7 protein-coding genes and 1 pseudogene are annotated in these 11,959 nt (G+C 67.1%); 4 read left to right on the top strand and 4 right to left on the bottom strand.

Annotated features, from left to right (window positions below; genetic code table 11):
* Positions 1-206: 206 nt before the first annotated feature.
* Complete coding sequence (locus DNK34_RS25055; protein ID WP_131174761.1) at positions 207-2,006, bottom strand: methyl-accepting chemotaxis protein; 1,800 nt, start codon at positions 2,004-2,006, stop codon at positions 207-209.
* Between the two features lie 206 nt (positions 2,007-2,212).
* On the opposite strand from DNK34_RS25055, the gene DNK34_RS25060 reads away from it, so the two are divergent.
* Positions 2,213-3,040 carry a pyrroline-5-carboxylate reductase family protein gene (locus tag DNK34_RS25060; protein ID WP_131174762.1) on the top strand — a complete coding sequence of 276 codons (828 nt, stop codon included), beginning with the start codon at positions 2,213-2,215 and terminating at the stop codon, positions 3,038-3,040.
* Between the two features lie 34 nt (positions 3,041-3,074).
* Here DNK34_RS25060 and DNK34_RS25065 read toward each other — a convergent pair whose 3' ends face one another.
* Together DNK34_RS25065 and DNK34_RS25070 are read right to left on the bottom strand one after the other, a co-directional pair.
* Positions 3,075-3,611: a glyoxalase superfamily protein gene (locus DNK34_RS25065; protein ID WP_131174763.1), complete on the bottom strand. Its 537-nt coding sequence runs from the start codon at positions 3,609-3,611 to the stop codon at positions 3,075-3,077.
* A gap of 242 nt (positions 3,612-3,853) precedes the next feature.
* A pseudogene (locus DNK34_RS25070) lies at positions 3,854-4,650 on the bottom strand (sulfite exporter TauE/SafE family protein).
* 108 nt (positions 4,651-4,758) lie between these two features.
* Here DNK34_RS25070 and DNK34_RS25075 point away from each other — a divergent pair.
* On the top strand, positions 4,759-5,526 hold the full coding sequence (locus tag DNK34_RS25075) for an AraC family transcriptional regulator (RefSeq protein WP_131174764.1): 768 nt from the start codon (positions 4,759-4,761) through the stop codon (positions 5,524-5,526).
* Positions 5,527-5,554: 28 nt separating this feature from the next.
* Here DNK34_RS25075 and DNK34_RS25080 read toward each other — a convergent pair whose 3' ends face one another.
* A complete protein-coding gene (locus DNK34_RS25080; protein ID WP_131174765.1) occupies positions 5,555-7,201 on the bottom strand; it encodes a methyl-accepting chemotaxis protein in 1,647 nt (548 codons plus the stop codon).
* A 488-nt stretch (positions 7,202-7,689) separates the two neighbouring features.
* Here DNK34_RS25080 and DNK34_RS25085 point away from each other — a divergent pair, with 488 nt between their 5' ends.
* Entirely contained in the window at positions 7,690-10,038 is a 2,349-nt protein-coding gene (locus DNK34_RS25085; RefSeq protein ID WP_131174766.1) for an FdhF/YdeP family oxidoreductase, read from the top strand.
* Between the two features lie 33 nt (positions 10,039-10,071).
* Positions 10,072-11,601 carry an FAD-dependent oxidoreductase gene (locus DNK34_RS25090; protein WP_131174767.1) on the top strand — a complete coding sequence of 510 codons (1,530 nt, stop codon included), beginning with the start codon at positions 10,072-10,074 and terminating at the stop codon, positions 11,599-11,601.
* The last annotated feature ends 358 nt before the right edge of the window (positions 11,602-11,959 follow it).

The following is an 11,959-nucleotide window of genomic DNA, read 5'->3' on the forward strand; positions in this document are numbered from 1 at the left end:
CAGCGAATCCGTGTTCGGGTAGGAGCCCCGACCTCGGGGCGATGCGATTGCGGCCATCCCGCAGAGTCCGTGGCGTGGCTAGCATTCGTCGCGGGGTTGCGGCTGCTACAGGATTGCAGCAAACCCGTGTTCGGGTGGGAGCCCCGGCCTCGGGGCGATAACGATGGCCGCCATCGCCACGCAATCAGGCGTTAACCAACAGTTGACTAGGCGGTCGCCAGCATCTGCGCGGCGTCGAAGCCCATGCGCAGGTTGCCCCAGTGGCGGCCGGCGAAGAACAGCGGCACGTCGATCTCGGTCATGATCTCGCCGGTGTCGCGCAGATAGGTCTGTAGCAGGAAACGCTGGGTGTTGCTGGCCGCGCGCAGGCCGACCGGATCCGCGAACAGGCGTTTGTCGCGGCATACCGGCAGGTCGACGCTGCGGTTGCCGGTGGGCGTTTTCGACACCCAGCTGTTGTTCACCGGGCAGTAGCCCTGGGTATCGACGAGGAAGGTGACGATGCCGCCCGGCGTGCTTCGGGTCAGTGCGTCGATTTCGTCCTGGCAGATCTGCGCGAAACGCTCGGTGTAGCGGGTCAGGTACTGCTTGGGATCGGTGTCGGGGATCAACCGGTAGTTCTGCTCGAACAGGTTCAATCCTTCGTCTTGCAGCACCTCCAGGCGCAGTTGCAGCACGTCGCGGCACAGGCTGGCGCGGGTGATGGCGGCATCCAGCTCGCCCTGGCCGAGGACGAAACGGCCCAGCAGGGTCTGCACCCGTTCGGCCACGCTGGACAGGTCACGGGTGGCCGTGGCCGAGTGCTGCATGCGCTGATCGATGGCCTGGCTGTCGGCATGGATCCGGGTGACCCGCTGGTGGATGCCGGTGTTGCTGTCGGCGAATTGCTGGATGTGCCCGGCGATTTCGGCGAGCTTGCCGTTGGTGGATTCGAAGTCGCCGATCATGCTTTCGAAATGGCCGCTGGCACGCTCCACCACATCCTGGGTCTCACGGGCGCTCTGGCTGATCCGGGTGGTCTGCTCGTGGGTGGAGCCCACTTCCTCGAGCATGGCATCGATGTTGCGCGAGATATCGTCGGTGGCCCGGCTGACGTTCTGGGCCAGTGTGCGCACTTCATCGGCCACCACGGCGAAACCGCGACCGCTGTCGCCGGCCCGCGCCGCCTCGATGGCGGCGTTGAGCGCCAGCAGGTTGGTCTGGGAGGAAATCTGCTGGATCAGGCCGACGATGGCCTTGATGTTCGACGAGCGCTGGTTCAGCGCCGAGACCAGGCTGCCGAATTCATCCAGGCTGCTGGAGATCGCGCCGATGTTGCCGGTGACCTGTAGCAGCTCGGCATAGGAGTCACGGGCCATGTCCAGGTTCTGCGCCGTGCTGGCGGAGATCGCCTGGGTCTGCTGCGACACTTCGTCGATGCGACTGACCGCGGTGTTGCTTTCGTTCATCACCTCGCTGGCGAAGCGGGCCTGGTGCGTGGCGCTGTCGCTGGAGTCGCTGATGTTCTTCAGCGAGCGCGCCGATTCCACCGCGATACGCACGGTGAGCGCCTGCACGTTGCTGATGATCTCGCGCTGCCTGGCCAGGAAGCGGTTGCAGGTACTGGCCAGGGTGCGGATCTCATCGTGGGTCAGCAGGGGCAGATCCCTGGACAGGTCGCCTTCGCCGTTGGCGATCTCTTCCAGAGCCCGGGTCATGTTGTTCACCGGGCGCACGATGAGGTGGCGGAAGTACCAGACCATGAAGCTGGTCAGGCACAGGCTGAAGAGGGTGCTGAGCAGAATGGCCTGGTTGAGGTTGTCGAGCTGGCCTTCGATCTGCGCCAGCAGGTCCGCATGCAGTTGCGCATGGCGCAATTGCTGGAGGATGTCGGCCCGCAGGCTCAGGGCGACCCAGTACAGCAGGGCGCTGACCAGCACGAGCAGGAAAAGGCTCGAGAGTTTTCGGGTCAGGGTATTGAACAGCTGCCTTTCGATGGCATCGTACAGCGCCTTCAACGACTGCATGTCGCCGCTCCTTGGCAAGGGAAATGGTGGCGTGGGGTCCTATGAGATCGACCGCGGCCGCGGAAGCTTTAATCGATGGTGGCATTTTGCTGATGCGTATCCGGCGCCTGGAACGTCGCTGCCGGACGACCATCGCGGCGTCTCGCGGGGAGATGCTAAGGTGCACTTCTCCTGAGCGGGATCGGCAGGCTGTCAGCGGAGGCGTGATGTCCGAACCAAGCACCATCGGCATAATTGGCGGCACTGGCTGGCTGGGGCGCTCGCTTGCCTTGGCGCTGCTGGAGACGGGGTTCGTCCTGCCCGAGGCGCTGCTGCTGTCCAACCGCTCCGGGACGCTGGACGACCCCCAGGGCTCGCTGGCCGGTGTGGGGATCACCGCGGACAACCAGGAACTGGTGGCGCGCAGCGAGCTGGTGATCCTGTCGGTGCGGCCACAGGACTTGTCGTCCATGGCCCTGGACGTGCAGGGCAAGTTGCTGGTTTCGCTGGTCGCCGGCGCTTCCCTGGCCGATCTCCAGGCGCACTGCGCCAGCCAGCGGGTGATCCGCGCCATGCCCAATGCCGCCCTGGACATTCGCCAGTCGTACACGCCATGGCTGGCCAGCGCTCAGGTGGAGGCGCCGGCCAAAGCCTACGTCCAGCGGCTGTTCGAAACCTGCGGCGCGGCCGACGAGGTGTTCAGCGAGGCGCAGTTGAACTACCTGACCGCCCTGTCCGGGACCGGGCCGTCGTACCCGGCGCTGCTGGCCCGGGCGCTGTTTCGCGACGCCCTGGCGCGCGGGCTGCCGGAAGGCGTGGCGCGGCGTGCGGTCATCGGGGTGGTGGTGCAGGCCAGCCAGTTGATCGGCGAGCGGCACGGGTTCGAGGCCCTGCTGCAGAGGCTGAGCGAGTACCGCGGCGTCAGCGCCGCGGCAATAGAAGCAATGGCTGAGGCTGGCTTCGAAGCGAGTGTCGGCGCAGGCCTGGATCGCGCCATGGAGGTGGCGCAGTCCCGGCTGTTCGAGCCCGTCGTCGCGCCGCAGAAGCCCCGTTGAGCGACCAGGCGATGGCGCGGTTGCGCAAGCCCGCCTAGTCGCTCATCTCGCAGAACCTGATGCGGTTGCCGAAGGGGTCGTGAACTTCCAGAACCTGTCCCCAATCCTGTTGCACGATGTCCGGGCGACCGTAGCTGTAGCGCTTGGCGCGTAGCTCGTCGCGCCAGGCCGCGATGCCTTGCATGGGGACGAATAGCGTGGAGCCGGGGCTGGCATCGCCGTGGTGTTCGGACAGGTGCAGTTGCAGGCCGGCGCGGGCGATGCCCAGGTACAGCGGCAGGTCCGCCTCGAAGCGGTGCTCGAACGCCACGCTGAAACCGAGGAAGCCGCAATAGAATTCGCGGGCCTTGGCTTCATCGAAGATGCGCAGGATGGGAATGGCCCGTTCGAAGACCATGCCTTGCGGCGTCTGCCGCTCGGGCAGCAGGGCCGCGGCGGTGTTCCAGTCCCTGAAGCCGAGCTGGCCGGCGACCAGCTCCAGTGCGGCGGCGTGGGAGATAGCCTGGTGCTGCGTTGCCAGCAGGGCCCGCAGCTTTTTGGCCATGTGCTTGGCCTGTTCGATGGACGACATGATTCCTCCGGTGCGTCGACCTGTGTCGGAGCTCGCATTGCCAACCGTCGACGATCGAGAGAGACCATGGGGTTGTGTGGAATAACGATGCTTTCACCTTCCCGGGTGGGGCGAGCGGCAGGCAGCATTGGCCTGGCTGGCATGATAGTGCAAGGCTGGCACGCAACAGAAGCGTCCTCCGAGGCCTGTCATGGCTGGCCTTGATCGGCTGCTGGCCGGCTCGTTCTCGGCTGAAGGCCTCGCTATGCGATCAGCATGACCAGCAGCACCAGGCTCAGCAGCGCGAGATAGATCCTGGCGTGGAGCGCGTCGGGGATGCGGCCGATCAGCGCTGACGCCAGGGCGATGCCGATCCAGGAGCCGACCACCAGGGCGGCCAGGGCGCGCAGGTCGACATAGCCGGCATACCAGTCGCCCAGTGCGCGGGTGCGCCAGGCCAGCAGCACGTACATGCAGGTGCCAGCCAATGCCATCGGCAGTGACAGAGGATTGGCCATCGCCGTCGCGGCGCTCATGCTGGCGCCTCGGCGGCGCATCAGCGGTACTGTCAGCACGCTTCCTCCCACGCCCAGAAATGCGGCGATGGCGCCGATGGCGGTGCCGGCCACGGCGCTGGCCGGCCGGCTCAAGGGCCTGGGCGAAGCGGATGCCTGGTCCATGAATCCCGGGCGCAACGCCGCGTCGAGGATCGTCAGGGCCAGATAGACGATAAAGGCCCAGCGCACCCAGTCGCCACGCAGCGCGCTCGCCGCAGTCGCACCCAGCACCGCCCCCCGAGCAGGGGGCGCACCTGCCGCCAGTGCACGGTGCCCGCCTGGTGATGGCGCAAGGTGGCCAGCGAGGCGGCGAAGATCATGCAGCAGGTCGAGGTGGCCACGGCGATATGCATCGCCGCCTGGCCAACCACGGACTCCGCTCCATGGCTGGCCATCAGCACCGCATACAGCAGGGGCACGGCGACGAAGCCACCGCCGAAGCCGAACAGCACCGTGGTCACCCCGGCCAGGGTGCCGAACGACAGCAGGAGGCAGTACAGCATGGGGCGATCCTTTCAGCGAAGATCCGATCGCCACAGGTTAGGGCGCGCCGCTATGGCCAGCTTTCGAGTGTTGGTCAATAATCCTCGCGATTCGGCCAGGTTATCGCCATGCTCAATATCGCTCTCGACAGCGTCGACCACTTGGCGCGCGATGTACTCGCCATCGGCACCGACTACCCGCCGGGCACGCTGCTCGATGCCCATAGCCACAGGCGCGCGCAGTTCCTCTACGGCATGAGCGGGCTGATGGAGGTGGAGACCGAGGACGGCGCCTGGGTCATCCCGCCCTATCGCGGCGTGTGGATTCCGGCCGGCAAGCGCCACCGGGTGCGCATGCAAGGCGTCAGCACCCGCAGCCTGTATATCGAGCCATCGGCGGTGCCACGGCTTGCGCCGCAGTGCGAGGCCCTGGTGGTGACGCCGATGCTGCATCACTTGTTGCTGGGCTCGGCCGAGGTGCCCGCGCTGTATGACCGCGCTGGCCGCGATGGCGCCCTGATAGCGCTTATCCTGCATGAGCTGCGGCGCGCGCAAAGTCTGCCGCTGTTCGCGCCCATCCCCCACGACAGGCAACTGGCGGCGCTGTGCAAAGCGTTCCTGCGCAGCCCGGATATCGGCGTGATGGCAGAGCAATGGGCGCTGGCGCTGAACAAAAGCCCGCGCACGTTCACGCGTTTCTTCCGCCGGCAAACCGGTATGCCGTTCGGCGCCTGGCGTCAGCAGGCCTGCCTGCTGGCCGCCGTGTCCAGGCTGTCGGCCGGCGCCGCCGTCACCCAGGTGGCTCTGGAGTTGGGCTACGCCAGCCCGAGCGCGTTCGCCACCATGTTCCGCAAGGCCCTGGGGCGACCGCCCTCCGGTTTCGCCCAGGCGGCCTGAGCGCGGCGCGCAGGCCCGCGTGCGTGCTCTACAGCTTGAAATGCCCGACCAGTTCGTCCAACTGGGTGGACAGGCCCTGCAGGCTGCTGCTGGCCTGGTTGAGCTGGTCGGCGATGTGGGTGGTTTCCTGGGTGAACTGGTTGATCTGCTCGACGTTGCGATTGATCTCCTCGACCACGCTGGACTGCTCCTCGGTGGCGGTCGCGACCTGGATGTTCTGATCGCTGATCTGGCTGATGTGGCCGTTGATCTGCTCCAGTGCGGCAGAGGCCTTGCTGGCATACTCCACCACCAGTTCGCTCTGCTGGCGCCCCTTGGCCATGGCCTCCACCGCGGAGCGGGATTCGCTCTGCAGGCGGTCGATGACCTGCTGGATTTCTTCGGTCGAGGCGCCGGAGCGGCTGGCCAGGGTGCGCACTTCGTCGGCCACCACGGCGAAACCGCGGCCCTGCTCGCCGGCGCGGGCGGCCTCGATGGCGGCGTTCAGCGCCAGCAGGTTGGTCTGTTCGGAGATGCTGCGGATGGTATTGAGCGTCGAGCTGATCGCGTTGATCTGTCCGGCCAGTGCCTCGACCACCCGGGAGGCCTGTTCCAGTTCGCCATTGAGCGCCTCGATCTGGCGGTGGGCCTGGGCCACCACCTCGCGACCATCGCCGGCGTGCTGGGTCGCCTCGCGGGCCACGTGGGCGGCATGTTCGGCGTTGCCGGCGATCTCGTTGACGGTCGAGCCGAGCTCATGGATGGCGGTGGCGACCTGTACCGTGCGATCGCTCTGGGACGCGCAGTTGCTCTGGGTCAGGCGGGCGCGCTCGGCCACCTCGCGGGCCATGGCCGATAGCTGGCGCGAGTTGCCGGCCAGTTGCTCCATGCTGCGGTGGATCTTGTCGATGAAGCGGTTGAAGCTGCTGGCGATGTCGCTCAGTTCGTCCTGGCCGGGCAGTTCGATGCGGGCGTTCAGCGCCAGGTTCTCGGCGGCATTGCCCAGCGCGCCCTGGAGGATGGAGACGCGCCGGCGCAGGTTGGCGACGATCAGCCAGGAGGCGATGAAGGACACCAGCAGGCCCAGGGCGATGATGATCAGCTGCCGGGTGCGGCCGTCGGTGTAGCTGTCGTTGCTGTGCTGGTGCTGCTGCTCGGCCTGCTGCAGCAGGCCGTCGAGCAGTTCGTTGGCGCCCAGGCGCATGACCCCGTAGCTCTTGGCGTACTGGTCGCGGTAGATCTGCTGGGCCCTGGCCATGTCGCCGGCGTCCAGGGCCTGGAGCATCGGCGTGAGCTCGTTGTTGACCATGCTTTCGAACTGCTCGAGCAGGCGTTGCGCCTGGGCCTTGCGCTCCGGGTTGACCTGGGCCTCGACCGCGTTGCGCATGGCCTCGCGCATACCCGGAATATCCTCGCTGAGGGCCTCCTGGACGCGGGTCTTGACGCCGCGCTCGTCGCGCAGGTCGGTGTCCTGCAGCAGCATCATGTCGATGCCCACGCGCATGCGCGGGATGCGCGAGGCGGCCTCGGCCATGGCGCGCATCGGCGCCGAGGTGTTGAGGTACAGCGCGCTGGCTTGCCTCTGCATGTTGGACATGCTGCTCAGGCTGGTCACCGCGACCAGTATCAGGGCGATGCAGGGGATGGCCACTGCGATGATCAGGCGCGTTTTCAGGGTCAGGGAGTCGAGGCGCATGGCTGCTGTTCCATGTCGGGAGGAGAGGCAAGTATAGAGGGGCGGTCGTGCATGCCGGTATGGGTTTCGCGGCACTTGGCCATGCCCGTTCGGTGATTTGCTGGACGGGGCCGGGACGGAGCACCGCGTTCATCGTGGGCCATGGATCACCCGGGGTTGTCCACCACCCGTGCGAGTGAGTCACGGCGCTGTCGGCAGACAGCGTGGAAGACCCCCGTCTCTGTGTCATGGCGGCTATCGCATCGCCCCGAGGTCGGGGCTCCTACGAGCCGCGATTCCACGGCGATTGGCGGTCGCGACGCGGTATGGCGGGAAACGCCGCGGCCATGAAGCGTTGGCGGGCGCAGCGCGCCGTCCACGCCGTGACGTTCCGGATTGATCCAGGCCATCGCGCGGTCTGGGCAGCCTGCTCCGATAGCCCTGATTAACCCGAACCTTTTGCGCACAGCCTTCGTCGTAACTGAACAGGGCACGCAGAGGAAAGGGCAATGTCGATCGATCCGAGCACGCGTTATCGTCCGTACACCCATGCGTCCGGCGGCTGGGGTTCGGCCAGGTCGGTGATGCACATCCTCTGGCGTGAGCAGGCCATGGTCAAAACCGGCGCTGCCCTGCTCAAGCAGAACAAGCCGGGCGGGTTCGCCTGCGTCGGCTGCGCCTGGGCCAAGCCCGATGACGCCCATGCGCATCCGCTGGAGTTCTGTGAGAACGGCGCCAAGGCCACCGCCTGGGAACTGACGGCGCAACGCAGCGACCCGGCGTTCTTCGCCAGGCACAGCGTCTCCGAATTGCGCGCCTGGCCCGCCCATGCCCTCGAGCAGCACGGGCGCCTGACCCATCCGCTGCGCTACAACCCGGACAGCGACCACTACGAAGAGACCACCTGGGAAGCGGCCTACCAGCAGATCGGCGCCAGCCTGCAGGCGCTGCCCGCCGACGAGGTGGTGTTCTACGCCTCCGGGCGGGCCTCGCTGGAGGCGTCGTTCATGTACCAGCTGTTCGCCCGGGCCTATGGCACCAACAACCTGCCGGACAGCTCCAACATGTGCCATGAAAGCACCTCGGTGGGGCTGCAGGAGAGCATCGGGGTACCGGTCGGCACGGTGACGCTGAGCGATTTCGAGCACACCGATTGCCTGATCTTCTTCGGCCAGAATGTCGGTAGCAACAGTCCGCGCATGCTCCACCAGCTACAGGACGTGCGCAAACGCGACGCGCCCATCATCACCTTCAACCCATTGAAGGAGCGCGGCCTCGAGCGCTTCGTCAACCCGCAGTCGCCGGGCGAGATGCTCGGCCCCGACTCGACCCTGATCAGCACCCAGTACCACCAACTGGCGATAGGCGGCGACACCGCCGCCGTCATGGGCATCGCCAAGGCCCTGCTGGAGATGCACGACGGCGCGCTGCAGGACGGACGCCCCGGGCTGCTCGACGACGCCTTCATCGCCGAGCACACCGAGGGCTACCAGCGCTTCGCCGAGGCCGTGCGCGCGCAGTCCTGGGCCTCCCTCGAGGCACGCTCGGGCCTGAGCCGGGGCGCCATGGAGGCGACGGCGACCACCTATGCCAACGCCGAGCGGGTCATGGTCATCTATGGCATGGGCCTGACCCAGCACCGGCAAGGCGTGCAGAACGTGCAGATGCTGGTCAACCTGCTGCTGTTGCGCGGCAACATCGGCAAGCCGGGGGCCGGGATCTGCCCGGTGCGCGGCCACTCCAACGTGCAGGGGCAGCGCACGGTGGGCATCGTCGAAGACCCGGCGAAGGTGCCGGTCGACCTGATCGAGCGGCATTTCCATTTCCGCGTGCCCGAGCGGATGGGGTTGTGCACCGTCGACGCCTGCAGCGGCATGCTCGAGGGGCGTGTGCGCGGCTTCGTCAGCCTGGGCGGCAACTTCCTCAGGGCCATCCCGGATACCTCGTTGATGGAGCCGGCCTGGCAGACGCTGCAGCTCAACGTGCAGATCGCCACCAAGCTCAACCACTCGCACCTGCTGCCGGGCGCGCAGATGTGGTTGCTGCCCTGCCTGGGACGTACCGAGATCGACCGCCAGGACGGGGTCGTCCAGAGCCACAGCACCGAGGACAGCACCGGCTGCATCCACGGCTGGGCGGGCAACAGCGAACCGGCCAGCGAGCAGTTGCGTTCGGAACCGGCGATCATCGCCGGCCTGGCCCGGGCCACTCTGGGGAACGGCATCGACATCGACTGGGAGGCCTGGCGCCGGGACTATTCCCTGGTGCGCCAGGCCATCGCGAAGATCTACCCGGACATCTTCGCGGACTTCGAGCAGCGCATGTGGCAACCCGGCGGTTTCCGCCGCCCGCTGGGCGCCGCGAAGCGCCAGTGGGCGACCCCGAGCGGCAAGGCGCAGTTCATCGTGCCCACCAGCATCGACGTGGACGACGACGTGCAGGCGCCCTACGCGAGAAGGGACGTGCTGCAGCTGATGACGCTACGCAGCAACGACCAGTTCAATACCACCATCTATGGCTACGACGATCGCTTTCGCGGCATCCATGGCACGCGCTCGGTGATTTTCATGAATGCCAGCGATATCGTCCGTCTCGGCCTGGAAGCGGGCGCCTGGGTCGACGTCAGCACCGCGGTGCAACCGCAGGTCAAGCGCCAGGTCGGCCCGCTGCAGGTCGTCGACTACGACATCCCCCAGGGCTGCTGCGCTGCCTATTACCCGGAGTGCAACGCCCTGGTGCCGCTCTGGCACCACGCCGAACGCAGCAAGGTGCCCGCCGCCAAGTCCGTACCGGTGCTGCTCACGCTGAACACGGCGGGCAAGGCCAGCCACGACGACCGCCTCATCATCAGGAACTAGCCCCCAGCCACGTTCCCCCAGGAAGTGATGCCCATGACCCTGCACGCGGTGACCAGCCTGGCCGAACTGGGCGAAAACAGCCTCAACCGGTTCGAGGTGGCAGGGCGGCCGGTGCTGCTGGTGCGGCGCGCGGATCGGCTGCAGGCCTACCAGGCCGACTGCCCGCATGCCGGCGCGCCGCTGGAGGAGGGCTGTCTCTACCAGGACAAACTGATATGCCCCTGGCACAAGGCCGCCTTCGAGCTGGAGCAGGGGCAGGTGTGCGAGCCGCCCGCGCTCACGGCACTGCAGCGTTATGCGGTCAGCCTGATCGAGGGCGAGGTGTGGGTGGATGATCAGCCCCTGGCGCAACCGCCCACGGCAGCGGGCGATGACCGGCGCTGCTTCGTGGTGGTCGGCGCAGGCGCGGCAGGCGCGGCGGCCGTGGCCACATTGCGCGGCAAGGGCTATGCGGGCAGGCTGCTGTTGCTCGATCAGGAGCAGTCGGCCGGCTACGATCGAACGGCCCTGAGTAAATTCGTCATCGCCGGGCAGATGGCCGCGGACGCGGTACCGGCGCTGTTGGGCGAGGATTTCTATCGCGACAACGATGTGCAGCGCATCAGCGCCAGGGTCACCGCCATCGCGGCCGATTGCCAACGGCTGCAACTGGCCGACGGCAGCAGCATCCACTACGACGCGGCCCTGCTGGCCACCGGCGCCACGCCGAAACGGCTGGCCATCGAGGGGGCCGATCTCGCCGGCGTGTTGGTACTGCGTTCGCGCGCCGACGCGCAACGCCTGGCGGATGCCGCACGGCCGGGCAAACGCGTGGTGATCGTCGGCGACAGCTTCATCGGCCTGGAAGCGGCGTCCGCCTTGCGCACGCGTGGCCTGCAGGTGCATCTGGTGGCGCGCCACCAGGTGCCGCTGAGCAAACAGCTCGGCGAGCGTATCGGCCGGGCGCTGCGCACGTTGCATGAAGCCCATGGGGTGATCTTCCACACGCCGGCCGAACCCCGGCGCATCGACGGGGAGGGCAGGGTCACCGGGGTCACCCTGGACAACGGCCGGCACATCCCCGCCGACCTGGTGCTGCTGGGCGCCGGTGTCGCGCCCGCCACCGGCTTCATCAGCGGTTGCCAGCTGGCCGAGGACGGCTCCCTCGAGGTCGACGCGTCGATGCGGGTCCGCGATGGCCTCTGGGCGGCGGGCGACATGGTCAGCTTTCCCCTGCAGGGCGAGCCCACGCATATCGAGCACTGGCGCCTGGCACAGCAGCACGCCCGGGTCGCGGCGGGCAACATGCTCGGCGCGCGGCAGTCGTTCGCCGATGTACCCTTCTTCTGGACCTACCACTACGGCAAGAATATCGAGGTGCTGGGCCACGCCCGCGAATGGAATCGCATCGACATCGAGGGCATGCCGGAGCGCCAGGACTTCATCGCCCTGTTGTGCGTCGACGAGCGGGTGGAGTCGGTGGTCGCCTGTGGCCGTCAGGCCGTCATGGCGCTGCTGTCGCAGCGCATGAAGAGCCCCCTGGAGCGAGGCGAGGCCCTGGCGCTGATAGGCGCGACGGGCTAGTCATCCTGGCCCGGGAACGGCCCTGTCCCGCACAGGGGGTGCCGCGCAGGATACCGGCTAGCGCCCGGTGGGTTACGCGCCGTGCCGAGGGAGGTGCGCCTGAGATTGCGAGGCATGGCGTCGCTAACCCACCCTTGTATCTCGACTACAGCCTTTTAACGAGGCTATGGTTCCCGACTGATCCTCGGGGGAGGAGCTGCAAGCCGTGTCCACCCTTAAGCCTTGAGCTTCCAACGTAGATTGCGCTGCGCCCTCCACACTCATCCGCTAAGTCCGAACGGTATCCAGAGCTTCGAGCTCGCATCAGCAAGGTTGGACGGATGCAGTGACGATCAGCAACCCAAAGGAGGAGATGATG

The organism is Phytopseudomonas dryadis (genome assembly GCF_004327355.1).
Taxonomy (GTDB): domain Bacteria; phylum Pseudomonadota; class Gammaproteobacteria; order Pseudomonadales; family Pseudomonadaceae; genus Aquipseudomonas; species Aquipseudomonas dryadis.